Raw genomic sequence first — 24,805 nt, 5'->3', positions numbered from 1 at the left:
AATACTCACTATCTTTCACATTTTTAGCTGATAATAAGCTAATTCACAATCAACAACAAACCCAATACTCTCCGCAAGTTTATATGAACCTAGATTACCCTTCCGACATGCCCAAATTGGAGTTAGCCCGCAATCTAGCGCATAATCAATCAAGCGAATACAGGCTATTTTTGCCAAACCACACCCCCGAAAATCAGGGTTAGTTTCGATACCAAGTTCAAGTATTTCATCATTTTGACAAGAGGAGAAAGCTACACTGGCTAATTCACCTTTAACATAAACAGCATAAGCTTTTCCATTTTTTCTAAAGGTATCAGCATCTCGCCAAAATAAATTAGGTACTACACTACCGCTATAATTAGCAAAATCATCTATGCCAAACTCCCTTATATCATAATCATCAAGATTAACCTTTGTCCGCAATTGCGAATATTTTTTCGGATTAAAAGAAAAATTTACACGGGTGTGTAAAACATTCTTTGCTTGGATTATTTTTTCAGCAGAATCCACTCCCTCTATCAGTAAGTCATTGGTTAATAATGTTGGGATAATCTTGTCCCAAGACTCTGGATATGCTTGCAAAAACTCATTGTGGCTGCGCCTAGCTTTTGACCAGTATTCAATAAGAAACTGGTTAAACCCTGTATTTGTAGAATCCCCCAGAATAAGAGACATCCCATAGTTATGAATTATATATACCACTTCAGGATTTAGCAAATTATCAACAAAAACCTGACCGTTTGCCACACCATTAATAACAGCCTGAGCAAACCAGGTGTTGATCGGTACATTTTCAAATAAATGAGTGACTTTCCGATAGCTTCCAGTATCTAACTCATACATCTTTCAGTTCGCTATTCACTAATTTCTCGGCGATTACTTAAAACCTTATCAATCAAACCATAATCTACTGATTCTTGACTGGTCATAAAGTTATCCCGATCTGTATCTCGTTCAATTTCTTCGATACTTCGTCCAGTATGTTTCGCTAGCATTTCATTTAATTGGCGTTTCATAAAAAGGATATTTTTAGCATGAATCTCAATATCCGATGCCTGCCCTCTAAAGCCGCCAAGTGGCTGGTGTATCATAACCCGTGAATTAGGTAGTGCAAAACGTTTACCTTTAGTACCAGCAGACAATAAAAACGCTCCCATACTACAAGCCTGACCAATACATAAAGTACTTACATCGCACTTAATAAAATTCATAGTATCATAAATCGACATCCCAGCTGTTACTGATCCTCCTGGTGAATTTATATAAAAATAAATGTCTTTATCTGGATTTTCAGCTTCCAGAAATAGCATTTGCGCAACTACCAGATTAGCAGTATGATCATTTACTTCACCAACTAAAAATATAATCCGATCACGTAGTAAACGCGAATAAATATCAAAAGATCGTTCACCCCTAGCGCTTTGCTCTACTACTACTGGAACTAGATTATTCATTTCTATCATTACTACTTGCCTTTACTAAATATCTTACTTAATTCTGACTTATCTTGATAATGGAATGCCTGCATGGTTTGAACTACATCGGCAAAGGCTGGGTTAGAGCTCAGCTGTTTAATAAACTGTTCCTGATAATATGGATAAGCATGAACAAGTAAATTTGCATATTTATTTGCACCTTCATTATCCCCAAGCATTTTATGAATAATAACCTGTTTAAATAATGACCCAGGATATGGCAGATCAAATGCTAGAAGATCAATATACTTTAACTGATCTTGCGGTGTCATGGCACTACTCGTTGCCTGCGAACCTGGCATGATGTAATTATCAAGAACCATTATGGCTGGTAATGACCACATACTATTATTATCAATAAATTGACGTAAACCAGTAACATTAGCAACATAATCATCATAATCAGTTGGGGTCTGAGTATATGCTGTTAACTGATTATTAGCCTGATACGCATTATATGCAACCATCATTAAAGCTGCAACGATAATTCCACCAACAGTTTTTATCATACCATTGACATCAATCGAATATTTAGCTGGAGCAAAAGCCAGAAAGACTACCAATAGTACCTGAAAGTAAGCATACCACAATGGATACTCAAGGAAACTGTGAGTCAAAATAGGAACAGTCAAAAATACCACAAATAAACTCTGTGGAGTATTTACTTTTTTAAGTAATAGATATAAAGAATAACCAATACCATAAATTATAGTAATGAATGTTCCGATAATACCCGTTTCAGCCATTACATTAAAAAGACTATTATGACAATGAGTATATAACTTCATATTTTGTGGTATATACATGAACTGCTCAGTCAGCATAATATAAATACCCTCACGTGGATACTGATACCAGCCAACACCAAATAAAGGATGATGCATGAAAAGAACTATTGCTTTATACCACTCATAAAAGCGACGATAGGTGCTTTGCCCAATCGCATCCCCAGACAAACGTGCAATACCAGTAGTAACTGATTCTGGATGAGCTGAAAAAGCTGCGACAATTTTTGGTAACATAAACTGAACAGCGATTAATCCAATAAAGAACCCGACCAAAACAATTGCAATTTTTTTCATTGCCAGTTTGTTATCTTCATTATTACGATTACTAAATGCTTTCCAACCTGCAATAAACAAGATAATTACATAATATAATAAAACCCCGCGACGCGCCGTAAAGGTAATCGCTAAAGCAAATAATAACGCATATGCAATAAAGACAATTAGATTAATTTGCCCGATAAAGAATAAATAACATAAGGCAACAACACCGATTGACATAAAGTCAGTAAACTGATTTGGCTGCCCAATATTCCCAAAAATGTTTGAACCGTCACCCGGATTATCTGGTGAAACCAAAATCCAATCAGAGAAGCCTGCTGCTTTGCCAGTATATTGCATATAAGCTATAATCGCCTGTAAAGTAGCGGAAATAACCAACGACCAGCATAAAATTAAAAGGATTCGTCCTTGGATCAGCTCATCACCATCCACAACCGAAGTAATTCCAACGGCAACCAATCCCATAATAAAGAATAACATTGCAACATAGTAATTATTACCAGGAAAATAAATATGTACAAATAATGGCTGGATAAGGATAAAAACAGCAAATGCAAAGGAAGCTATTGCTACCGGAGAAATTTTTAGCTTTGCTCTAGTAAATACTGCAACTGCAAAAAGCAAAACCCCACCAATCAGACTTACCGATTCAGAATAAAATTTTGAAATTGGAAAGTAAGCATAGGGAATCGCAAATGGAACAATGCACAATACAGCTAGGATTACACCAACTGCAACCGTCATTATTTTATCGTTCATCAATAGCTCCAAAAATATAACACCGATTATAGATTATAAATAAAACCCCTGTAATTAACAATTATTGAACCCTGAAAGGCTATAATAAAACGTTAATCACGCCAAAAAGAATACCACGGCATATCCTGAAATTCCCATTCTTTTTGTATATATTTGCTTTTGGGAAAATTCATGGCTAATACCCGCTGTGTTTGCTGACTTAAAGTCAGTTCTCCCAAATTACGATATGCTGCTACCTGCATAGCAAGCGCTTCTTCAACATAAACTGTATTTGGATAGTTACGAATCAATGCCTGTGCCCGGTTTATAGCAGCAAGATAAGCTTTAATCTGCATATAATGCCTAGCTCTAAACAACTCACCACGTGCCAAGGCATTAACCAATCGGTTCATTTTATCTCTGGCATCCGGCGCATACTTAGAATTAGGATATTTTTTAACCAACTCTGAAAAAGCAAAATAAGCATCACGTAAGCCTTTTGGATCTCGTTCACTTAAATCCTGTTTACTAAAGCTAGACAATAAACCATTATCGTTGTAATAATTTATATATCCCTTTAAGTAAAGGGCATAATCCATGTTAGCATTAGTTGGATATGTTCTAATAAACAAATCAATTTCAGGAATCGCCAATTCAGGGGTATCACTATTATAATATGCATATGCCAGATCCAGCATACCCTGCTGTGCATAAATACCGTACGGATAAGTGGCTTCAAGTACTTCGTAAAGCTTGATTGCCTTACTCCAGCTATGTTTCGCCAACTGGGTACTTGCTTCATTATAAAGCTTCTCAACTGACCAGCCCTTTGTTTCTTCACGAATAGGATCCAGACTATCAGAAGAGCAGGATGCAACAAAAAGTGCTACAATAACTGGTATAAAAATTTTACGCAATGAACTTAGCATTATGAATCTTTACGCCCAATCAAATTTTAAAATTACTATCTCAGATATTGAATCGGAAAATATTGCTTTTAATATACCAAATAACTACATTGGCATACGTACCGATGCAGCATTAGCCGAGATTATAACAGATTTATCCAGAAGCAAATTAACAAATTGGCTAAAGGCTGGACACATCCTGATTAATGGAAAACAGGCACGCCCCAAAGACAAAGTGGCAGGAGATGAAGAGGTTGTCATTACCCCACCATTTGATGAAGAACAAAACGCATTTAGCCCGGAAAATATAGAGTTAAATATCATTTATGAAGATAAACAGGTCATAGTCATTAATAAACCAGCAGGATTAACCGTGCATCCGGGGAATGGCAACTGGTCTGGTACGCTGCTAAATGGACTACTCTACCATTTTCCTGAGTTATCAAACATTCCACGTGCTGGCATAGTTCACCGTTTAGACAAAGACACTACCGGATTAATGGTTGTTGCTAGAACATTAGGCGCACAGATTGATCTAGTAAAACAGCTTCAAGATAGAAGCGTTAGCCGGATTTATCGCGCCATCGTTGAAGGTAGCCCACATAAAGAAGGAATTATCAATAAGAATATTGGGCGCGACATGAATAACCGCTTGAGAATGACAACGCTTGAATTTGGCGGCAGAGAGGCGATTACTCGCTATCGAGTTTTAAAACAGTTTAAATCGATGAGCTATATCGAATGTAAACTTGAAACTGGACGCACCCACCAGATTCGGGTACACATGAAAGATCGTGGTCACCCATTAATTGGAGATCCTGTCTATGGTACCCGCAAAATAAACTATAGCCCAGAAGTGGTAAATGCAATAGAAGAATTGCAAAGGCAAGCACTACATGCAATCAAACTATCTTTTATCCATCCAGAAACCAGAGAACCCATTCACTTTAAAAGTAGATTAGCTGAAGACATCCGCAATTTATTAAAAGCATTAACCCTTGATGAAGAAATTGGCTTTACTGAGGATGACTGGGATAATGAAGATGATGGTAACTGGGAGGTAATCTATGCATACGACCATTAATAAACCAATGTTCTTACAAGCGACATGGAATGCACCAGCAAATATCCACACCTGCATCACGACCTCCGTAAACAACTTTAATATTGCAAGTCACGTTAACGATGACCCGCTAAAAGTTGCCAATAACCGCACCAAACTTGGTGAAATTTTGCCTGCATCCCCGTTATGGTTAAACCAAGTACATAGCACAGAAGTAGTTCAGTATAGCACCTCAAGTTCCATCACCCCAAATGCCGATGCAATATATAGTGAAGAAGTGGGGAAACCCTGTTTAGTAATGACAGCTGACTGCCTACCAATTCTATTAACTAATCAAAATGGTGATTTTGTAGCTGCAATTCATGCTGGTTGGCGTGGACTTATAAATGGAATAATAGAAAAAACAATAGCTCAATTAAGTAATTATCAAGCAAAGCAAATGGTTGCTTTTATTGGTCCAGCAATCTGTCAGAAATGTTTCGAAGTTGATAATATTGTATTTACTGAATTTAAGGAAAAAGACCCGGAAACATGTAAGTACTTCATATTAGGAGCCAGCCCCGATAAATATCAGGCAGATCTCAGGAAGATTGCAGAATTAAAACTAATTCGACTTGGACTACTAGAAAAAAACATCAGCAATCGCGACATCTGTACTAAATGTAACCCTCAGTGGTTTTACTCATACCGAACAAATCCTAAAACGGGAAGGATAGCCACCTTAATCTGGAAAGACTAATATTACGCCGGATTACCACCACCAGATGGCAGCATTATTTTTTGTCGATAGTAGCGTAACTCTTCTATTGATTCGTGTATATCTGCCAATGCTTCATGCTTATTATGCTTCTTAAATCCCTCAAGAATCTCTGGATACCAGCGTCTAGCAAGCTCTTTTATACTACTTACATCAACATTCCTATAATGTAAATACGCTTCTAACTCTGGCATATATTTAACAATAAATTTTCGATCTTGATAAATAGTATTTCCACACAATGGAGATTTATTCTTATAGGTATATTTTTTAATTAACTTTAGAAGCTCTTTTTCGGCAAGTGCAATTTCAATGCCTGCTGATTTCACTCGCTCTATAAGCCCTGATCTAGTATGAGTACTAACATTCCACTTATCCATTTTTGCGAGCTCTATTTCCGGTTGAGCTATAGCGTAGCTTTCACTTTCTGCAAGAACATTCAACTGACCATCAGTAATAACAACAGCAACTTCTAGTATCACATTATTTGCCGGATCAAGTCCCGTCATCTCCATATCTAACCAAACCAAATTATATTCATTTTTTATTACCGTCATCTGACACTTTCTAAAATTAAAATTCACCCGCGCACTATTAATTTTGCTATAACTTATATTAAATTTACATAGATGACTCAGTCACCCGATAAAAATTTTCAAAAGAAGATTCATTGCCAATTTGTAACTGAAGTAAATCCTGTTCTGGTTTAAAACTTAAAATAACTTTCATTGAAGATTCAGAACCATCACACACCAATGCATTTTTGGAAAGAGTAATCTCACCAGTACATGAATTAGATAGCTTTATTATGGCGGATTCGTAGGAGTTCAATTCAACACTAATTTTATAATCACCAGCTATTGATTCATCAATAACAAGAACATTTCCATTCTCATTTTGCCATCTATCAGCAATACTTTTATGTTCTTGATCAGAGCATGATAACTGCAATGTAATTAGCGCCGATAAGAAACACCAGTTACCAAGAGTTCTGAGCATGGAACATATTCCTTATTTACGTCGTTTATGACATTTTCCTGCGGTATCTTTTAATTCTATATATGAACGATCACACTTACGGCATTTATAAACAATCTGACTATCACTCTCATGCCGTTCCATTTCTTCTTCATGTACTTGGCAATAGCCATGATTTTTTGTTGACAGAGGAAATGATTGCTGTGAATCATTTAAAACACTCGAGTGAACATTATCTGAACGTAAGGTGCTATTGTTTGCTTGAAGCATAGTTTATACCCCCTTGAATATTATACGTCAATTATATTTTACTTTACCCAAAGCATCGATATGCCTTGATTGTAACATGTCATTTTCCTAGTATCAAACTTCAGCAGCATTTATTAAGTAAAGTACTTTAAATCTTGGAATTAACCGACCATAACTATAGACATACAAACGTAAACATATCAATGATTTAACTAACCACAATAAGATTTCACATTAAACCTCAAAAACATTTGCAAAATTACAACAATTCTACCAATTAAGAAGTATCGAAGCTGCTAAAATAATGGAATTAAATTCACTTAACCTTAGAGAGTAAAATGGGGAAATTACTTAAAATACTAATTGGAATATTAATTAGTATCGTCATACTATTTGCTACTGTAATTGTTAGTATTGTTACGTTAGTAGATCCAAACCAATATAAGAATACAATTTTGGCTGTAATTAAAAAGCAGACTGGTTCGGAATTTACCATGGGAAATGTAAAATGGGGGCTGGTTGGTTCAACTTTAGGACTAATAATTAACGATGTTTCACTAGTCACCAATCCAGAAATCAATCGCTCACCTATTTTTACAATAAATCGGATGGAATTGGGGCTTAACTTGTTGCCATTATTAGATAAAAAAGTAAGCATAAATAAAATGTTTATTGATAATGGCAAAATTAGCCTTGTTAGCAACGGAATTCAAAATAACTGGAGTTTTCCTTTAAATAATAAGCTTGATAATGTAAATTATAGCCTAGACCTTCATGAAATAAAGATTACAAATACTAGCTTTGCTTACACAAATTTTGCCAATAATCTTGCTATTGGTTTGCAAAGTATCAACCTAACATTATCACCAACCACAATTGGGAGTATAAACTACTATTCTCAATCAAATCTCCTTAGCCTAAATAAGGTAAAATTCAGCCTGAATAATATCGTGACAGGTACACTTGATTTAAGCTATGCAGATAATCTATTTAATCTAAACTATGTGACTGACTCTTTTTCATTAATTCCACTAGCGAATAGTGTCGGCATAGATAATTTACCGAAAATATTTTCAAGTAAGCAACTCCAGCAAATGAAGGTAAGTTCCAATATCAGTGGTACAGATAAAAATCTAAACATCAGCAGCATTCAAATTACTACTCCAGATAGTCAAATAATGGCTAAAGCAACCGTAAATTCATTTAATCCAATAAGTGGATATAATTCAATTCAGATTAATCATCTTGATATCGCTGATTACATAGACCTTAATGGTTATCGCCTAAAAGCTAGCAACCTTACATCTCAGGGTAACTTTGTTGAACGGGACAAGCAGATCTATGCAGACCAAGATCTAGCCATCCAGAATTTAATATTATATGGCTATAACCTACATAATCTGTCAGTAAAGATAGCAACCATTTTAAGTAATCCGGTAAAAATTATAAGTGTACCGTTAACCATAACACAAATTCAGAACTCAATTGCAGCCGCAAATACCAAAGGACAAAAAAACCTTGCAATAACAAGTACTCTTGGTCACCTCACAAGCAAGGTAACATATACAGGTAAGACTATTGAAAACCATAATTTGGTTTTATCCGGTCCTGATTTACGTGCCAATGCAAATGGAAAACTAGACATCAATAAGAACTATATGAACTATCAGGTAAATGCCCAGTTTGTTGCTGACCCAAATAGCCTTACTGGAAAAATCATCTACCCAGCAACCATTTCTGGACGTCCTGACAGCCCCGATGACTCAATAGACTGGACTAGCGTCAATAAACAGATTGTCCAAAATCTAGGAGGATCTCTGATCCAAACTGGTAAGGATGTAGGCAAGGCTACTGATTCAACTGTTAAGAAAATTAGTAACAAAATTAAAAGCTGGTTTTAAAAGCCCATTCATCACAATCAGGTAATACTTTGACTTAGGTTAAACACAAAAAAAGTCGCAATGGCTTTACCGTTGCGACTACAAATAAGCTAATGATTTACTAGTTTATAAATTTAACCAGATTCTCAATTGGACGCCGTGTTTTTGGTCGCACTGGCTCGTTAAGCCGATAGCCAAGAAAACAAAATACAGCAATCTGGTACTTCTCTGGATCAAGAACTTGATGCTCTAATAAAATCTGATTTATTTCATCCGAAATAAATCCCTCAACTGGGCATGAATCAATAGCTATCATAGCCGCAGCAGTCATCAGATTACCCAAAGCTATGTATGCCTGCTTTGCTGCCCACTCAACCAGATAACGTGAACTCTCTGATATTTTGACTTCCCTCAACTGGTGTTCTTTTACAAGTCCCGTATATAACTCGACAACTTCTGCTGGTGCCTGTTGAATATCACGCATCACATAATGAAAATAATCATCATCAACAGTCACATCTTTTCTGGCTGCAAACATTAATACATGACTAGCACTAAACAATTGTTTTTGCGCACCCCACATGTGTGGATGCAATTCTTTCAATAATTCCTGGTTAGATAGAACAAAAACATCATAGGGTTGCAAGCCAAACGATGATGGTGAAAGGCTGATAGTATCAAGAAGAAATTTTATTTCTTCTTCGCTGATTTTTTGCCCAGCAATAAATTCCTTGCATGCGTGACGCCATTTATACGCCTCGATTATGCTTTGTTTAGTAATCATAATAATCCTTTGCTGAAAATATTTTTACAGCCAGAAGTATAGCTGATAAGTAATAATAAATAGACAGGATAATTTCCCAGCCTAAATATTTACTATGGTTTGAATCACACTACTACAAGTAACGAATAAAAATCATTTATCAGACCACCTAAATTCTCTAAGAACCTGTTTAGAATCTTTTCAAAATTAAGCCTACAAAAGCAAGAGATACCATTTGTAGGCTAGTACCTAAGTATCTCTCACAATTTTTCCATAATCTACGGCATTTCTCAAGCCAGCTAAAGGAACGCTCAACAATCCATCTCTTGGGTAAAACCACAAACTGATGCAGCTCATTTCTTTTAACAACTTCAACTCTAGCATTTAATATTCGATGGACTTCGGTTGCAAAGCTATCGCCTCTATAACCTCCATCTACCAATATATTCTGTACCCCAGCCAGATTACGTTTGGCTCCTTCAAACATTAATATTGCTCCTGCGCGGTCAGTTACATTTGCAGTTGTAACATGAATAGCATGTGGTAGTCCCTGCGTGTCTACTGCAATGTGACGCTTTATTCCTGATACTTTTTTACCCGCATCATAGCCCTTATTCTCGGCTGTATTAGTATTCTTCACGCTTTGTGCGTCTACTATGCAGAAACTCGTCATTGCGTTCCTGCCATTTTCGGTACGTACTAAGCCTACCAATTTTTTTTAAGACTATCTCTATAATACTGTCTTCATTGCTTTCTGGCTTTTTTGCCCACATGTTAAAGTAAAAATAAACTGTTTCCCATTTTGGAAAATCACTTGGTAACATTCGCCATTGGCAACCACTTTTGAGAACATAGTAGACTGCGCAAAATACATCGTACAGATCTATTTTGCGAGGTTTTGTCTTTTTACGTGCTAATTCTAATTCTGGCAATATTAACTCAAATTGTTCTCTGCTTACGTCGCTTGGATATGATTTTCTCATTGTACTCGCTCTTTATTACTAACAGCCAGTAGTTTAATCCTTTTGGCAATTTAATTCCAAACAGGTTCTAAAACACCCTTCTTTTTACAACAAGACTTACCTTAGTTAAATATTGCAAATAAGAATCATTTGCATTTATAATAAGGGGCTAGATAAGAATATTTTATGGAAGTTGAATAATGACAAAAAAAATTCTCACTGCACTAATATCAGTAGGCAGTTTTTTTGCCTATGCAGATGAGCAACAAATATCTCAAGTGGTGATGCAAGAAAAAAAGGTTGAAAGCCAGCCAGAAATAGCAGATACAGGCTATATCTTTAGTGGTAATTATATCCAGAATCCATATATAGGTATGCCAAGTGGCGGTGGTACGCAAAATATTAATGAAAGTGAATTTGCTCGAGATAATGTAGCCCAAAAATGGTTTACTGATGGAACATGGAATATCTTTGGTGCTGCAAGCTATGTCAACCAAAATGGGGCGAACAATTATGGTTATGCAGTAAATATTTTTGCACAAACAGGTCAAGTTGCCGGGTTCTCTTTTGGTGGATTATTTACCATTGCCAATCCATTTTTTAGTAGTCAATGGAATCCTTCTGATCCAGCTGATCAGGCACAAGGCCTATCTGTTCTCAAGCAGGTTACACCGCAGGAACTATTTGCAGAATACCAGTTTTCTAACATTGTTCAAGCTGATGTAGGATGGATAGGTATTAATAATAGTCCTTGGATGACATATTACCAGAATAACGCCCTAAATATGGTTACTTACCAAGGTGCACTGGTAAATGTAAATCCAGGCGGGGGTGGCTACTAACCGGATTTGCGATTAATGGTGCACAATTACTTGGTGAACAAGGCTTTAGTCAGCAGACCATGTATAATAGTGAATGGGATAATGGCACTGGCACAGGTAAGATTGGCGACCAAGGTAGCTCAAGCACTTACGCAATGGGAGCAAGCTGGACTAGCCCAGGACAAATGGTTAATGCAAGATTATGGGGCTACTCTTTTGCTAACTATGCCAACATGGCATATGCAGATACGACAATTAAGCTGTCGGTAAATGACGAACTAGGTTTTACACTTGGGGCACAGGGCTCAATGCAAGGACAAAATGGTGAAGGAGACATTCTTAATAACGCAGGTTATGGAAACAATGTAAATAGTAACATGCTAGGTTTGCAACTAGGGTTTAATTACTCAATTTTTGGCTTGCAACTTGGTTATAATAACATTTGGGGTCCAGAGGATAGTTATGAAGGTGGTGGAATTATTTCTCCATATACCTATCAATATGCAACTGATCCCTTATATACCACTGGCTGGATTCAGGGGATGGTGGAACGCTCTGCGGGACAAGCATTCAAGATTGCCCCCTCAATATCACTGCTTGATAATAATCTGATAATAACCCCTAGCTACCAGTATTATGCTACAACATTCATGCCCGCAGGCATAGAATATGATATTCAGATCAGTTATTCAGTACCACAAGTAAAAGGGTTAACATTCTTTGGAGGCTACGGCTATCTTCAGCAACCAACTTATACCTCTTATGATGATGACCTAGGTGGTGATACTTATCAAGCACAATTAATGGTTAGCTACCTATATTAGTTCTAATTTATAATTTAAAAATCTCTTGAAAATAAAAAAACAGATAGTTCCCTAATTGCAATTTAGCAAAAGCAAAATCTATCTGTTTTTATAGTAGCTAAGAGCTAGGCAATTTGCAGTATTCCCCTACCCTTTAAATGATTAAAAGATTATTTAATTCGAGAGCGAATCAACTCTACCAAGAGTTTAAAAGGCCGTCCAGTAGCACCTTTTGCCTCAGGCGAGTTAGCAACTCCTGCAATATCAAGATGCGCCCACTTATAATCAATAAACTCTTTCAAAAAAGCCGCAGCAGTGGCGCTACCACCTTTACCACCCCAACCGCCAATATTTAGTAGGTCAGCATGATTACCTTGAATCATTTTCGTATATTCATCAAAAAGTGGCATCCGCCAAACTTTATCATTAGCTTTCAATGAAGCAGCCTCAATATCAACGTATAAATCTTCGTCGTTAACATATAAACCGCTGGCTACATTACCTAAGGCTATAACGCATGCACCAGTCAAGGTTGCCACATCGACTACAAATTCGGGCTTAAATTGTTTGGCATAATGAAGTGCATCACATAAAATTAACCGACCTTCAGCATCAGTATTTAAAATTTCAATAGTTTTACCAGACATTGAGGTAACTATATCACCTGGCTTTTGTGCCTTACCAGAAGGCATATTTTCACATGCTGCAACAAGAGTAATCAAATTAACCTCAAGTCCAAGCCCGGCAACAGCAGCAAAAACACCCAGCACAGTTGCTGCACCACACATATCAAATTTCATATCATCCATATTTGCACCTGGCTTCAGGCTAATTCCGCCAGAATCAAAGGTAATCCCCTTACCAACTAGAACAATTGGTTTAGCGTTCTTTTTGCCACCCTTATATTCAAGTTTAATGAATCGTGGCTCTTCTTTTGAACCTTTCGCAACGCCTAAAAAAGCATTCATCTCAAGCTCTTTTATTTCTTTCTCAGTCAATATCTCAGCACTAACATTCTTATTAATCTTCTCAAAGTCTTTTGCTGTTTTTGCTAAATACGTTGGTGTAGCCACATTTGGCGGATTATTACCAAGATCGCGAACAATAAATAATCCTTCAAGTATCGCTATTGCATTAGTGATTGATTTACCTAAATCAGTCTTACTTTTAAAATTAATCTTACCTAGCTTCAAAGAGTTTTTTTCTGATTTAAAATCATCAAAATAATAAAGACCATTAATCATTTCAACTAAAAGCTGTTCTACAAACTCAGTTGTAGCAAGCTTATTATCTTCCAGTAACTGATCATTGAGATGGATGGTTACTTCATCTATCTTGTTCCCACTAATAAAGCGTGCCAATGTAGCTGCTACTGCTGAAACAACAGAATTGGCATTAAATTTTTCCTTATTGCCAAAACTTACAAACACATTATTAGCATGAGTGAGTATCGCGCCAGCTTTGGACAAATCGACAGTTACATATTTTTTATCAAGCTGACTCAATTCTAGATAAGAAGATTTTAATTGCTCGCCAAAATCAAATTGAATATTAAATCCGCCGCTTGACTTTGGTTTTTCGACAAAATTTATCTTTGTATGTTTAAATTTAAACTGCATAACTGTAACTACCTTTCCCGGCTATGACTCATATATGTTAAAATACACTAATTACGATATTCTAGCATTTATCATGTTAATCAAGAACGTTTTTTATCGGGAATTAGTTTCTAATGCAGCCAGGATTCTGGTTGTTCTAGTTATAATTTTACCCATTACAGAATTATTCAAACTACTGGACCAAGCTTCGGCTGGACATATACCAAAAGTAACACTGTTTACACTAACTTTATACGGTACTCTTGCCAGTTTTCCGATGATATTAAACATTGCGACTTTCCTCTCCATCGTAATAACTTTTAATCGCTACTCAAAAGATCATGAACTTGCCATTTGGCTCTCCTGTGGGATTTCCCCTTTTCGCTGGCTCAAGCAAACTGCAATATTTGTAACGCCTTTAGCACTAACTTGCGGCATATGTTCAATGCTGATTACGCCATGGGCAGTTCGCCAGTCAAACCAGTATGCCAATTTTCTTGCAAAACAGTCCGCAACAATGGCTCTTACTGAAGGTGTATTCAAAGAATCACCAGACAACAAAGATGTTTACTACATAGAAAAATACTCATTAAAAGATGGCTATGCCAAAAATATCTTCCTCAAATATCAGGATGAAAGTAATATAAACTATAACATTACCGCTAACGAAGGTATGGTTAGTAATAATCAGGGTATGGTTAAACTAACCCTTTATAAAGGTAACCGCTATCAACTTGATAACTATGAAAGTGGGAATGTTCTACTGATGTCATTCAAAACTTTTACCGCAACATTAAAACAGGCATATGACCCAATCCGCGATCGTGCACAGCTAAATACCCAATCATACCCCACCAGAGATTTGATACGCTTATATTCTGAACCGCACAATCGAGGTGAACTATCTTGGCGAGTATCAATCATGATTATGACATTTGTAATGGGACTAATTGCAGTACCTCTTAGTATGCAGACTTCCAGAGTACAAAATAGCTTGGTATTTATTTTCCCCCCTATCATCTATGGTGTTTATCAAAACATTATCATGACAATAAATGCGCAGATTAATGATGACAAAATATATTCTGCATTCTGGACAATGCCAGTACATATAATTATTATTGGACTAGCACTTGCCCTTACCTATGTAAAAACAAAACCAAATGGTTATTTTCGCTCAAAAAATAAATGAATACCCTCTCTCGCTACATCCTAAAAAAATGCTTCCTTAATACAGCAACATTGCTATTTGCATTTTCGATGATATATACAATTATTAATGCCATCAGTGAAATTAGTAGCGTTGGAAAAGGCAGCTATACTACTTTATCCATGTTTATCTATCTTGGTGCATTACTACCGACCTATATATATCTCCTAGTACCACTGGCAGTACTAATTGGTGTTATGACAGGTATGCTTGGATTAGTAAAAACTTCAGAATATGCCATAATGCGAACTTCAGGAGTATCTCTTGGTGATATTACAAAAGTATTGGCAATATTTGGTATCATTTTTACCATTATTACATTTCTAGTTGGTGAAGTAATCGCACCAACCTCTAGCCACTTCGCCAAAGTTTACAAAATGAATAAGATGAATGAACAGGTATCAACTGAATTATCTTCTGGAGTATGGAGTAAAGATGGGGAACATAATATAATTAATATAAAACAAATTGATCAAAATAATAGTAATACAATCAAGGGTATCCAGATTTTTGCTTATGATGATAAACAGCAATTAAAAAAATATATAGTTGCTGAAAGTGGTGACTATCAAACTGGTACCCATAGCTGGCAATTACATTACCCCACAATATATAGTTATCAAAGTAATCAAATTCAAATTCAATCCCCAAAAGATTTCAGTTGGCAATCAAGTATTGATCCAAGCTATTTTAATGTGCTTGTCATTACTCCCGAAGATATGCCAGCCTTTAGTCTGCAAAAATATATTCAACATTTAAAGAATAATAACCAAGCGGTTAACCGTTATGAAATTGCTTTCTGGAGTAAATTACTCTATCCAATTGCATGTATTTCAATGGCTTTTATTGCTATTGGCTTTATTCCAAATAATGGGCGAAATATTAATCTTAGCACTAAACTTTTTTTTGGTATTCTGATTGGTGTTACCTTTTTCTTTAGTAATAAATTAATTGGTTTCATAGCCGTAATCTATAATTGGAATGCTGTGCTTTCTGCAACTATTCCGACTGTCTTACTCTTTGGGATAGGTTGGCTCGTTATATTAAAAAAAGAATCCTAGCCAAAGGACTCACCCGCCTATTGATTATATATCATAAGCAGAATAGGATTATTGACCCCACTATCAGCACACCAACTTATTTTTATAATCTACCGCCCCAAGTGTTTTATAATGTAGCTCTATTGCAAATTTTTTGGGAGAACTACTATGGATTTTTCATTACCAATTACCTCTGGCGGTGAGTTTAAACTAAGTGAACTGACTAAACCATTAGTACTATTCTTTTACCCACGAGATAACACTCCAGGGTGTACTGTTGAAAATCAGGATTTTAGCCGCCTATATCCTGAGTTTATTAAAGCTGGCTATGAAGTATTAGGTATTTCACGAGATAAACATATTACGCACTGTAATTTTCAGAAAAAACATGCTCTTACCCATCAGTTATTAGCAGATCCAGAAGAAACAGTCTGTAACCTTTTTAATGTCATGAAAGATAAAACAATGTATGGGAAACCTGTTCGTGGCATTGAGCGAAGCACATTTATCCTTGATAAAGAGAAAAACATTATTAAAGAATGGCGTAAGGTTACAGTAGATAATCATGCTGAAGAAGTACTTGAATTTATAAAAAGCCTTGGTTAGGGAGCATAATTAAATAGGTCTAGCTTTATAAGAAGCCTATTTATAAACTCCAATAAACTACGAAAAATATGCGGGGGTGGGTTAAATATTTCTTCACCGAATTAATTATTTGTCCTACCCCCGCATAATATTAAATTTTGTTTTTTTACTAAACAATTATGAATTATCATGAATTATTTGCAACATTAGTAGCACTAACCGCCTTTGCTGGGATAGTTAATGATCGCTACCTAAAATTACCAAAGACTATCGCCCTTACTATTATAAGTATATTAATTGCGATAATCGTAACCACCGTATCAAAAAGTTTACCTGGACACATTGGTCCGGTATATCACATGGTAAAAAGTGTTGACTTTAAGTACACTGTCCTTAACGTAATGCTTGGGTATCTGCTCTTTGCTAGTGGGTTACACATGAACTCAATTGAGTTAAAAAAAGAAATGAAGCCGGTTATTTACCTTGCAAGCGTTGGAGTTGTTATTTCAACATTCCTGACTGGTTATATGCTTTATTATCTAAGTGGTTTATTTAAACTGCCATTTACTCTTGGAGAATGTCTGATTTTTGGGGCAGTTATTTCACCCACTGATGCAATTGCAGTGCTAGGCACATTTAAATCTATTGAAAAATATCCTCAAAGGTTAAAAACTCTGATTACTGGAGAAGGATTATTCAATGATGCTGGTGCTATATTAATGCTGATTATTTTAACTGAAGTTGTCTATTATGATGTCCACTTAACCTTTTTGGGGGTTATAGAAAAACTCGTGATAGAAGCAGGTGGCGGAATACTATGGGGAGTAGTAATTGCCTATATTGCAAGCTTTCTGATAAAGCAGGCAAAATCGCCAGAAGTAGCAACATTAATCACAATAGCAATCTCAAGCGGAGGATACATTTCTGCTGACAGGTTTCATTTCTCAGGAGCTATTACAATGGTTGTAGCTGGTTTAATCATTGGTGGTCTTGCTAAAAAAGAACATTTTTGTCCAGATAATACACTTGTAATCAACAACTTTTGGGAGCTCATTGATGAGATTTTAAATGGATTTCTATTCATATTAATTGGTCTTGCAATGATAAACATCAATATCGACAAAAATGCAATTATTGCTGGTTTGGTTTGTGTGATTATTGTCTTTATTGCAAGGCTTTTAAGTATCTGTTTCCCGGATTTGATAATCAGTAATCTTTTCCGTAAAAAAGGAATGAATTTCTCCCTTAATAAAAGCACATTAATGGCTTGGGGTGGAATTCGCGGTGGATTATCAATCGCACTTGCATTATCAATAGAGCAGTTTCCTGATAGTCTAGTTGCAATTACGTACGTTGTTGTGATCTGTTCTATTTTAATTCAGGGAGGAACATTCAAATGGGCGATAAAAAAACTTGCCCGGTGATAAAATGGATTCCAGATAGCAATAATTAATCATAAAATATGAACTCATTTCTTTTCAACAATACATATCTGAGCTATTATAATAACATGCTGCAATCATAAAAATTGTAGCATGATAAAATGTGTATCTTAAAATTATAAATAAGAATAAAACATAATGGCTATTTCTGATAATACTTTAACTGCACTAAAAACCCCACCTCATTCAATAGAGGCAGAACAATTCTTACTGGGTGGAGTTCTTCTTGACGAGAATGCTTTTGATTATATTGGAGGTTCTTTATTTCCCAAGCATTTTTACCGTAAAGAACACCAGATAATTTTTGAGCATATTAGTAAACTCAAGGCTGATAATAAAAATGTTGATGCAATCACTGTTGCCGAATCACTAAAATTAAACAATCAACTTGAATTCACGGGTGGAATTGATTATCTACATAATTTGGTTGAATCAACCGTCTCCTCCACCAACATCCAAAGTTATTCCGAAATTATCCGTGAACGCTTTATCCTGCGTGAACTGATTAGTGCCAGTAATGTAATTGCCGATACTGCCTACGCACCGCAAGGACGAAATGTTGATCAGATTCTTGATGAATCAGAACAAAAAATCTTTAATATTAAAGATCTAAACGCTAGTAATAAGCAATTTTCACAATTTCGAGACTTGCTCGATGAAGTAATTGCCAAAATGATGGAAGCCGCCCAACGCGATGATAAAGATGGAATCACCGGAGTTGCAACCCATTATAGCGAACTAGATCGATATACTTCAGGTCTACAACGTGGAGAATTAATTATCGTTGCCGGGCGCCCGGGTATGGGGAAAACATCATTTGCGCTAAATGTTGCGGAAAATATCGCTATCCGGAATAAAATGCCAGTCGCGGTATTTTCGCTGGAGATGCCAGCAGTTCAACTAGTACAAAGGATGCTTAGCTCGTGTGCCCGTGTAGATCAAAGCCAAATGAAGCGTGGCGATGTTACTCACGACGATATGGAAAAGATCTATATTGCCATGAATGAACTAAAAAATGCCCCAATTCATATTGCAGAAACCTCTGGAATTAATGTAATTGATCTAAGAGCTCGGGCACGCAGATTATCTGATCGAGTTGGCAAACTAGGTTTAATCGTAATTGATTATGTCCAGATTATGACGGGAATCAGTACTGGTCCGGGTTCTAATCGAGCGCAGGAAATTGCTGAAATTTCGCGTTCATTGAAAACTCTAGCCATAGAACTCGATGTACCAATTATTTTATTATCACAACTTAATCGTGATGTCGAGAGTAGAACTGATAAACGTCCAAATATTTCAGATTTACGTGAGTCTGGTGCCCTAGAGCAGGATGCGGATATCATCTTATTGTTATATCGCGATGATTATTATAATCGTGAAGATAGCAAGGAAAAAGGGATTGCCGAATTAAATATTGCCAAAAACCGGAGTGGCTCAACTGGAACCGTAAAACTAGCATTCCTAAACCAATATACCAGATTTGAAAATCTTGCTTACGAATGGGAAAGTGAACACTAGGATGTCGATCAAACGTAAAGAGCAAGCTCGGCAGATTTTTTCAATCTTGCAACAAGCTAACCCTAACCCAACAACAGAGCTAAACTATTCAAATGGATTTGAGCTATTGACAGCGGTAATTCTTTCAGCGCAAGCAACCGATGTTGGTGTAAATAAAGCAACAGCAAAATTATTTCCCGTTGCAAATACTGCAGCTAAAGTAGCAGCTTTGGGAATAGATGGCATCATTCCTTATATCAAAACTATTGGTTTATATCAAACTAAAGCCAAGAATGTAATAGCCATGGCAACTATTCTTAATGAAAAATATAATGGCGAAGTACCCAAAACTCGTGAGGAACTAGAAGCATTACCGGGAGTTGGTAGAAAAACGGCAAATGTTATATTAAATACACTATATCGGCAGCCAACAATGGCTGTTGATACCCATATTTTTAGGCTTTCGAATCGTCTTGGAATAGCCAAGGGAAAAACTGTTCTAGAAGTCGAGCAAAAACTACTTAAAGTAGTACCAAAAGAATATTTGCTTGATGCGCATCACTGGCTAATTTTGCATGGACGCTATATCTGTAAGGCACGAAAACCAGAATGTGAAAAATGTCAGATTACTGAATATTGTGATTACTATAAAACTCTGAAAGCCAAATAACAATGGGATCAACTCAGGTAGTTATTAATGCATTAGATAGCATTGATACCACTATGACGACCATCATCATCCTAATGATTACAACTTTTTGTATGTATCGGGTGATGAAATTTTTTAATAAACCTCTAGTCTTTGGTGGAGTTTTTGCCGGAGTAATTATTTCATGGTTAAACTTACCAAAACAATACTTTGATATTAGTAGCTGTGCGACCATGGGCGATATTGGAGTAAACTTCTATTTGATGATTCTGGGCTCACGATTCAATTACCTTCTATTAAAAAAGCGCAGAGGTAGTCTCACAGTCTCAATAATTAGTGCAATTGTACCATTTACCTGTGGAATGATTACTGGTCCATTTATCTATCATTATAATATTCTAGCTCCAATCAACAAATTTGAATTTTCTCTGATTGTTGGGTTGTGCATGTCGATTGCCTCACTATCTCTAATCTCGCTATTTCTAAACCAAACCAAGCTTATCAGTAAATCAATTGGTCATGTAGGTCTAATGGCGGCAGGAATAGATGATTTATTATTCTGGGTTGTCTATGGTGGCTTATTACTGGCACTCCAGAAAGATGAGATAATTCGTTACAACCTTTTCTGGACATTTAGCGTCTATGTTATCTCAATGACATATATTTTCCCTCGGTTAATTCAGTATATTACCTCACATATTAAATCTACCGTAGCAACACTGGCATTTATTTTATGTGGCTGCCTAATTTCTTGTGTAATTGCTGATAGCGCCAATATTCACCAAGTCTTTGGAGCTTTTATTTTTGGATTAATGTTACCAAGAAAAAACAAATTAATAACCGAAGTATGTAAAAATCTGGAAGAGTTTATTACTGTTTTCTTTCTGCCAATTTTCTTTGCTCAAGTTGGAATTCTGGCAAAAATAAATATTATAGACAACACAAATTTATTATTAATGGGGTTAATCATTTCATTAATAGCCTTTGCATCTAAATTCTTTGCAGTTTATATTCCGAACAGCTATATCTACAAACACCCTGAAGGTGAATCAGCATTCTTAGCATCGTTACTAAACATTCGCGGCGTTACGGAGATTATTATGATGCGAGTGTTTCATGAAATTGGTTTTATTTCGACGCAGATTTTCACCATATTTGTAGTTTCTGCAATGGTTACTACTTGGTGTGCAACAAGTTTAGTCTTTTATTTTCGCAAGTATATAAATTAGAAATTTGACATCTCTAGTCTTGAAATTTTGAAAAGGCAACCACAAATAGTAAGTTGATAATACTCTTAATGCCTAACCATCGATGTTTAATGACTTTAGCAATTGGAATTAAAAAATGTTAGAAAAACTAATTAACCGTAAAAGACTCATTCCTCTAATACTTAGCTTATTAATTATGTCCTGCTCCAATCAACCAGAAAAACAATCAGGCAATGATAAGCAAATAGAACATGCAACCCTTGCGAAACAGCAGGAAACAACAATCGACCAAAATAATCCCTCATCTATGGCAAATTGTACACTTGGTGGACCAAACTTTGTTAATCTAGTAAAACAGGTTGGTGATAGTGTTGTAAACATAAGTGCCGAAATAAATCCAACGCAAAGAAATGCAAATTTAGGAATTGACCCAAATGATCCGTTAGCTCAACTATATCGTTATTTTGGAGTTCAGCCACAGCAACAAAAACCAAGTCGAGCATCTGGTTCTGGGTTTATCGTTAGTAATGATGGTTATGTGCTTACCAATGCGCATGTGGTTAATAAGGCGACTAAGATTACTGTAACTACTCATAATAAGCAAGCATTTAATGCTAAGCTTATTGGACTTGATACTAAAACTGATATTGCCCTACTCAAGATTGAATCTGGAGGCTTGATTGCAGCTAAAATAGGTAACCCTGAAAGTCTAGAAGTTGGGGAGTGGGTTGTCGCAATCGGTGCACCATTTGGGCTTGATAATACTGTGACTGCGGGGATAGTCTCAGCCAAAGGGCGTAATTTGCCTAGTGAAAATTATGTTCCATTTATTCAGACTGATGTTGCTATCAATCCGGGTAATTCTGGTGGACCATTATTTAACACTAAAGGTGAAGTTGTGGGCATTAACTCACAAATATATAGCCGCAGTGGTGGTTTTATGGGAATCAGTTTCTCGATCCCGATTGACATTGCGATGAAAATCGCCGATCAATTAAAAGTAAATGGTAAAGTATATCATGGACAACTAGGGATAAATATTCAGGAAGTAACACCTGAATTAGCAGCATCTTTTGGACTAAGTAAACCATCAGGGGCACTGGTGGCAAATGTATCAGCTGACTCTGGTGCAGCTAAAGCTGGAATTCAAGCTGGTGATATTATATTAAAAGCTGAAGGTAAGGAAATAATAAAAGCCTCTGATTTACCAATTATTGTTGGTAGCAAAAAGCCCGGTGATATTATTGACCTATCAGTTCTTCGTAATGGTAATATTAGTAATGTAAAAGTTACTTTAGGCAAAGGAAATGAACCTGAAGATGAACAACCGCTATTAAATGTAGATAAAACCCCTAAACTAGACAAGCAAAATACTGAAAATATTGAAAAATTCGGATTACAGGTTTTAAATGTAAATGATCCAAGAATTGCCGGACAAGTTCGTGCCAAATACGGTGTAGTCGTGCTTGATGCTAATAATGTAGCTGCGGCAGCCGGGATCGGGCGTGGAGATGTAATTCTCATGGTAAATAATAGAAAAATTAATAATACCAGTGAATTAAATAGCTATCTAGCCAATGCCAAACAAGTTGCCCTACTTATAGATCGAGGCGGACAACAAATGTTTATAACTATAAATCTGCTTGGACAGTAGCTTAGCTGAAACCTTGCTAACAAATGGTCTCATTAGAGAATAAAGCAAGCTCAAATTAGAGCAAAAGGTAAAATTTATTGTAATCCAGGAGCTAATATGCTATAATCTGCCCCTTATTATTCTTATTAATTAACATTAGGAGTTACACGATGTATGCGGTAATAAAAACCGGCGGCAAACAGTATAAAGTAGCCGTTGGCGATAAATTAAAAATAGAACTGATACCTGCAGAAGTCGGAAGCAAAGTTACTTTATCTGAAGTACTTATGATTGCTAACGGTGAAGATGTAGTTATCGGAAGTCCTATTGTAGCTAAAGCAAGCGTTGAAGCTACTGTTTCGGCAACAGGCCGTCACAAGAAAATTCGCATTTTTAAAATGCGCCGTCGTAAACATTATCAAAGACATCAAGGTCATCGTCAGTACTATACTGAGTTAACCATTGATGCTATTAACAACTAAGAGGAGAAACTAAGATGGCACAGAAAAAAGCCGGTGGTAGTTCAAAAAACGGACGCGATTCAAATCCTAAAATGCTTGGGGTTAAAGCTTACGGCGGTCAGTTAGTTTCTGCTGGAAGTATTATTGTTCGTCAACGTGGAACACAATTCCATGCTGGTGACAATGTAGGTATTGGTAAAGACCATACTTTATTTGCTAAAGAAGATGGTGTAGTTAAATTCTCGGTTGGCGGTAAATTCAACCGTCGTATCGTAAGTATTGAAGCTGCAGAATAATCTAAACTATACTTCAATTATTTTACGAACCCCGCTTACTTATAAGCGGGGTCTTTTTTTGCAAATACCAGTCACAACCTTTATCTTTTGGCTTCTTCAGATGCTTAAATACTGTAACAGTTGTTTTAAATGTGCGATTTTAGCTACATATTTGAAAAATAATCATAAATGACACCATGTAAAGTTGCTTTACTTAATAGCAGTAGGATATAATACCTTTAAGTTAATGTCTCGAAAGGATTATTATGAATAAAGCTGAATTAGTAAAAAGTATTGCTGAACAAACAGGTATTACTGCAAAATTGGCTGATGAAGTTTTAGATGCGATTACAGAATCTGTAACTGCTACTTTAAAAGCTAAGGATAAGGTTACACTTATTGGTTTTGGTACTTTTGAAGTTGCTGAAAGAGCCGCGCGTACGGGACGTAATCCTAAGACCGGGGAAGAAATAAAAATTAAAGCAACTGTTACACCAAAATTCAAGCCTGGCAAAGGTCTTAAAGATGCCGTTGCTAATAAGGCTACAAAGCCAAAAGCAGTCGCTAAACCAGCAGCAAAAACTGCTAAGAAAGCAAAATAAAATAAGGGGCTAACAAATGCCCCTTATTTGTTATATATTTATCCCACAAGCATACACTCCCCAAAAAACCCCATAATTACTCTCCTTACTCCCTAAAAGTGGCACAAACAAGGACAAACCTCAAACCAACACTAAATT

Annotated in this window: 26 protein-coding genes; 16 read left to right on the top strand and 10 right to left on the bottom strand. The window is 36.2% G+C overall.

Annotation, left to right across the window (positions count from 1 at the left end; genetic code table 11):
* Positions 1 to 15: 15 nt before the first annotated feature.
* The 4 genes from CUN60_RS05905 to CUN60_RS05890 form a co-directional block, all read right to left on the bottom strand.
* The gene (locus CUN60_RS05905) at positions 16 to 843 is read right to left on the bottom strand and encodes a GNAT family N-acetyltransferase (protein ID WP_102951145.1); all 828 of its coding nucleotides are present in this window, start codon (positions 841 to 843) and stop codon (positions 16 to 18) included.
* An 11-nt stretch (positions 844 to 854) separates the two neighbouring features.
* On the bottom strand, positions 855 to 1,463 hold the full coding sequence (gene clpP / locus CUN60_RS05900) for an ATP-dependent Clp endopeptidase proteolytic subunit ClpP (protein WP_102951144.1): 609 nt from the start codon (positions 1,461 to 1,463) through the stop codon (positions 855 to 857).
* Positions 1,464 to 1,465: 2 nt separating this feature from the next.
* Positions 1,466 to 3,301, bottom strand: coding sequence for a PglL family O-oligosaccharyltransferase (locus CUN60_RS05895; protein ID WP_102951143.1), 1,836 nt, complete (start codon positions 3,299 to 3,301; stop codon positions 1,466 to 1,468).
* Between the two features lie 92 nt (positions 3,302 to 3,393).
* A complete protein-coding gene (locus CUN60_RS05890) occupies positions 3,394 to 4,209 on the bottom strand; it encodes an outer membrane protein assembly factor BamD (RefSeq protein ID WP_245866374.1) in 816 nt (271 codons plus the stop codon).
* A gap of 1 nt (position 4,210) precedes the next feature.
* Here CUN60_RS05890 and CUN60_RS05885 point away from each other — a divergent pair, with 1 nt between their 5' ends.
* Both CUN60_RS05885 and pgeF read left to right on the top strand, forming a co-directional pair.
* On the top strand, positions 4,211 to 5,272 hold the full coding sequence (locus CUN60_RS05885; protein WP_102951142.1) for an RluA family pseudouridine synthase: 1,062 nt from the start codon (positions 4,211 to 4,213) through the stop codon (positions 5,270 to 5,272).
* The gene (gene pgeF, locus CUN60_RS05880) at positions 5,256 to 5,990 is read left to right on the top strand and encodes a peptidoglycan editing factor PgeF (RefSeq protein ID WP_102951141.1); all 735 of its coding nucleotides are present in this window, start codon (positions 5,256 to 5,258) and stop codon (positions 5,988 to 5,990) included. The genes CUN60_RS05885 and pgeF overlap by 17 nt, the downstream gene beginning before the upstream one ends.
* A 2-nt stretch (positions 5,991 to 5,992) precedes the next feature.
* Here pgeF and orn read toward each other — a convergent pair whose 3' ends face one another.
* The 3 genes from orn to CUN60_RS05865 form a co-directional block, all read right to left on the bottom strand.
* The gene (gene orn / locus CUN60_RS05875) at positions 5,993 to 6,565 is read right to left on the bottom strand and encodes an oligoribonuclease (protein WP_102951140.1); all 573 of its coding nucleotides are present in this window, start codon (positions 6,563 to 6,565) and stop codon (positions 5,993 to 5,995) included.
* Between the two features lie 64 nt (positions 6,566 to 6,629).
* On the bottom strand, positions 6,630 to 7,007 hold the full coding sequence (locus CUN60_RS05870; RefSeq protein WP_102951139.1) for a hypothetical protein: 378 nt from the start codon (positions 7,005 to 7,007) through the stop codon (positions 6,630 to 6,632).
* A 12-nt stretch (positions 7,008 to 7,019) separates the two neighbouring features.
* On the bottom strand, positions 7,020 to 7,256 hold the full coding sequence (locus CUN60_RS05865; protein ID WP_102951138.1) for a hypothetical protein: 237 nt from the start codon (positions 7,254 to 7,256) through the stop codon (positions 7,020 to 7,022).
* A gap of 317 nt (positions 7,257 to 7,573) precedes the next feature.
* Between CUN60_RS05865 and CUN60_RS05860 the strand changes: the two genes are divergently transcribed.
* Positions 7,574 to 9,136, top strand: coding sequence for an AsmA family protein (locus CUN60_RS05860; RefSeq protein WP_102951137.1), 1,563 nt, complete (start codon positions 7,574 to 7,576; stop codon positions 9,134 to 9,136).
* Between the two features lie 100 nt (positions 9,137 to 9,236).
* Here CUN60_RS05860 and CUN60_RS05855 read toward each other — a convergent pair whose 3' ends face one another.
* Positions 9,237 to 9,899, bottom strand: coding sequence for an NAD(P)H-dependent oxidoreductase (locus tag CUN60_RS05855; protein WP_102951136.1), 663 nt, complete (start codon positions 9,897 to 9,899; stop codon positions 9,237 to 9,239).
* Positions 9,900 to 10,068: 169 nt separating this feature from the next.
* Positions 10,069 to 10,861 (bottom strand): IS5 family transposase gene (locus tag CUN60_RS05850; RefSeq protein ID WP_425266149.1). Its coding sequence is split into 2 segments (ribosomal slippage): positions 10,069 to 10,567 and positions 10,566 to 10,861, totalling 795 coding nucleotides; the frame shifts between segments, so codons are not numbered across the junction.
* A gap of 179 nt (positions 10,862 to 11,040) precedes the next feature.
* On the opposite strand from CUN60_RS05850, the gene CUN60_RS05845 reads away from it, so the two are divergent.
* A complete protein-coding gene (locus tag CUN60_RS05845) occupies positions 11,041 to 11,682 on the top strand; it encodes a hypothetical protein (protein ID WP_102951135.1) in 642 nt (213 codons plus the stop codon).
* A 59-nt stretch (positions 11,683 to 11,741) separates the two neighbouring features.
* The gene (locus CUN60_RS05840) at positions 11,742 to 12,485 is read left to right on the top strand and encodes a hypothetical protein (protein ID WP_102951134.1); all 744 of its coding nucleotides are present in this window, start codon (positions 11,742 to 11,744) and stop codon (positions 12,483 to 12,485) included.
* A gap of 149 nt (positions 12,486 to 12,634) precedes the next feature.
* Here the strand turns inward: CUN60_RS05840 and CUN60_RS05835 are convergent, their stop codons facing one another.
* On the bottom strand, positions 12,635 to 14,083 hold the full coding sequence (locus CUN60_RS05835) for a leucyl aminopeptidase (RefSeq protein ID WP_102951133.1): 1,449 nt from the start codon (positions 14,081 to 14,083) through the stop codon (positions 12,635 to 12,637).
* A 34-nt stretch (positions 14,084 to 14,117) separates the two neighbouring features.
* Between CUN60_RS05835 and lptF the strand changes: the two genes are divergently transcribed.
* The 11 genes from lptF (at position 14,118) to CUN60_RS05780 (ending at position 24,667) form a co-directional block, all read left to right on the top strand.
* Positions 14,118 to 15,254 (top strand): LPS export ABC transporter permease LptF, encoded by a 1,137-nt coding sequence (lptF, locus tag CUN60_RS05830; RefSeq protein ID WP_102951132.1) that lies wholly within the window; start codon positions 14,118 to 14,120, stop codon positions 15,252 to 15,254.
* Positions 15,251 to 16,333 carry an LPS export ABC transporter permease LptG gene (gene lptG, locus CUN60_RS05825; protein ID WP_102951131.1) on the top strand — a complete coding sequence of 361 codons (1,083 nt, stop codon included), beginning with the start codon at positions 15,251 to 15,253 and terminating at the stop codon, positions 16,331 to 16,333. The genes lptF and lptG overlap by 4 nt, the downstream gene beginning before the upstream one ends.
* A 147-nt stretch (positions 16,334 to 16,480) precedes the next feature.
* Positions 16,481 to 16,918 (top strand): peroxiredoxin, encoded by a 438-nt coding sequence (locus CUN60_RS05820; protein ID WP_102951130.1) that lies wholly within the window; start codon positions 16,481 to 16,483, stop codon positions 16,916 to 16,918.
* A 158-nt stretch (positions 16,919 to 17,076) separates the two neighbouring features.
* A complete protein-coding gene (locus CUN60_RS05815; RefSeq protein ID WP_102951129.1) occupies positions 17,077 to 18,321 on the top strand; it encodes a cation:proton antiporter in 1,245 nt (414 codons plus the stop codon).
* Between the two features lie 156 nt (positions 18,322 to 18,477).
* Positions 18,478 to 19,860: a replicative DNA helicase gene (dnaB, locus tag CUN60_RS05810; RefSeq protein WP_102951128.1), complete on the top strand. Its 1,383-nt coding sequence runs from the start codon at positions 18,478 to 18,480 to the stop codon at positions 19,858 to 19,860.
* Between the two features lies 1 nt (position 19,861).
* Positions 19,862 to 20,509, top strand: coding sequence for an endonuclease III (gene nth / locus CUN60_RS05805; RefSeq protein WP_102951127.1), 648 nt, complete (start codon positions 19,862 to 19,864; stop codon positions 20,507 to 20,509).
* 2 nt (positions 20,510 to 20,511) lie between these two features.
* On the top strand, positions 20,512 to 21,717 hold the full coding sequence (locus CUN60_RS05800) for a cation:proton antiporter domain-containing protein (RefSeq protein ID WP_102951126.1): 1,206 nt from the start codon (positions 20,512 to 20,514) through the stop codon (positions 21,715 to 21,717).
* A gap of 115 nt (positions 21,718 to 21,832) precedes the next feature.
* Positions 21,833 to 23,350, top strand: coding sequence for a Do family serine endopeptidase (locus tag CUN60_RS05795; RefSeq protein ID WP_102951125.1), 1,518 nt, complete (start codon positions 21,833 to 21,835; stop codon positions 23,348 to 23,350).
* 149 nt (positions 23,351 to 23,499) lie between these two features.
* A complete protein-coding gene (gene rplU, locus CUN60_RS05790) occupies positions 23,500 to 23,811 on the top strand; it encodes a 50S ribosomal protein L21 (RefSeq protein ID WP_102951124.1) in 312 nt (103 codons plus the stop codon).
* A gap of 14 nt (positions 23,812 to 23,825) precedes the next feature.
* The gene (gene rpmA / locus CUN60_RS05785) at positions 23,826 to 24,086 is read left to right on the top strand and encodes a 50S ribosomal protein L27 (RefSeq protein ID WP_102951123.1); all 261 of its coding nucleotides are present in this window, start codon (positions 23,826 to 23,828) and stop codon (positions 24,084 to 24,086) included.
* A 245-nt stretch (positions 24,087 to 24,331) separates the two neighbouring features.
* Positions 24,332 to 24,667 carry an HU family DNA-binding protein gene (locus CUN60_RS05780; protein WP_102951122.1) on the top strand — a complete coding sequence of 112 codons (336 nt, stop codon included), beginning with the start codon at positions 24,332 to 24,334 and terminating at the stop codon, positions 24,665 to 24,667.
* Positions 24,668 to 24,805 lie beyond the last annotated feature (138 nt).

Source organism: Aquella oligotrophica, assembly GCF_002892535.1.
GTDB lineage: Bacteria > Pseudomonadota > Gammaproteobacteria > Burkholderiales > UBA11063 > Aquella > Aquella oligotrophica.
This window is presented reverse-complemented; position numbering and strand designations above follow the sequence as displayed.

Bases quoted from the DNA above. Each gene is read 5' to 3' on its own strand.
- CUN60_RS05905 (WP_102951145.1), bottom strand. From the start codon at position 843: ATGTATGAGTTAGATACTGGAAGCTATCGGAAAGTCACTCATTTATTT.
- clpP (WP_102951144.1), bottom strand. From the start codon at position 1,463: ATGATAGAAATGAATAATCTAGTTCCAGTAGTAGTAGAGCAAAGCGCT.
- CUN60_RS05895 (WP_102951143.1), bottom strand. From the start codon at position 3,301: ATGAACGATAAAATAATGACGGTTGCAGTTGGTGTAATCCTAGCTGTA.
- CUN60_RS05890 (WP_245866374.1), bottom strand. From the start codon at position 4,209: ATGCTAAGTTCATTGCGTAAAATTTTTATACCAGTTATTGTAGCACTT.
- CUN60_RS05885 (WP_102951142.1), top strand. From the start codon at position 4,211: ATGAATCTTTACGCCCAATCAAATTTTAAAATTACTATCTCAGATATT.
- pgeF (WP_102951141.1), top strand. From the start codon at position 5,256: ATGCATACGACCATTAATAAACCAATGTTCTTACAAGCGACATGGAAT.
- orn (WP_102951140.1), bottom strand. From the start codon at position 6,565: ATGACGGTAATAAAAAATGAATATAATTTGGTTTGGTTAGATATGGAG.
- CUN60_RS05870 (WP_102951139.1), bottom strand. From the start codon at position 7,007: ATGCTCAGAACTCTTGGTAACTGGTGTTTCTTATCGGCGCTAATTACA.
- CUN60_RS05865 (WP_102951138.1), bottom strand. From the start codon at position 7,256: ATGCTTCAAGCAAACAATAGCACCTTACGTTCAGATAATGTTCACTCG.
- CUN60_RS05860 (WP_102951137.1), top strand. From the start codon at position 7,574: ATGGGGAAATTACTTAAAATACTAATTGGAATATTAATTAGTATCGTC.
- CUN60_RS05855 (WP_102951136.1), bottom strand. From the start codon at position 9,899: ATGATTACTAAACAAAGCATAATCGAGGCGTATAAATGGCGTCACGCA.
- CUN60_RS05845 (WP_102951135.1), top strand. From the start codon at position 11,041: ATGACAAAAAAAATTCTCACTGCACTAATATCAGTAGGCAGTTTTTTT.
- CUN60_RS05840 (WP_102951134.1), top strand. From the start codon at position 11,742: ATGTATAATAGTGAATGGGATAATGGCACTGGCACAGGTAAGATTGGC.
- CUN60_RS05835 (WP_102951133.1), bottom strand. From the start codon at position 14,083: ATGCAGTTTAAATTTAAACATACAAAGATAAATTTTGTCGAAAAACCA.
- lptF (WP_102951132.1), top strand. From the start codon at position 14,118: ATGTTAAAATACACTAATTACGATATTCTAGCATTTATCATGTTAATC.
- lptG (WP_102951131.1), top strand. From the start codon at position 15,251: ATGAATACCCTCTCTCGCTACATCCTAAAAAAATGCTTCCTTAATACA.
- CUN60_RS05820 (WP_102951130.1), top strand. From the start codon at position 16,481: ATGGATTTTTCATTACCAATTACCTCTGGCGGTGAGTTTAAACTAAGT.
- CUN60_RS05815 (WP_102951129.1), top strand. From the start codon at position 17,077: ATGAATTATCATGAATTATTTGCAACATTAGTAGCACTAACCGCCTTT.
- dnaB (WP_102951128.1), top strand. From the start codon at position 18,478: ATGGCTATTTCTGATAATACTTTAACTGCACTAAAAACCCCACCTCAT.
- nth (WP_102951127.1), top strand. From the start codon at position 19,862: ATGTCGATCAAACGTAAAGAGCAAGCTCGGCAGATTTTTTCAATCTTG.
- CUN60_RS05800 (WP_102951126.1), top strand. From the start codon at position 20,512: ATGGGATCAACTCAGGTAGTTATTAATGCATTAGATAGCATTGATACC.
- CUN60_RS05795 (WP_102951125.1), top strand. From the start codon at position 21,833: ATGTTAGAAAAACTAATTAACCGTAAAAGACTCATTCCTCTAATACTT.
- rplU (WP_102951124.1), top strand. From the start codon at position 23,500: ATGTATGCGGTAATAAAAACCGGCGGCAAACAGTATAAAGTAGCCGTT.
- rpmA (WP_102951123.1), top strand. From the start codon at position 23,826: ATGGCACAGAAAAAAGCCGGTGGTAGTTCAAAAAACGGACGCGATTCA.
- CUN60_RS05780 (WP_102951122.1), top strand. From the start codon at position 24,332: ATGAATAAAGCTGAATTAGTAAAAAGTATTGCTGAACAAACAGGTATT.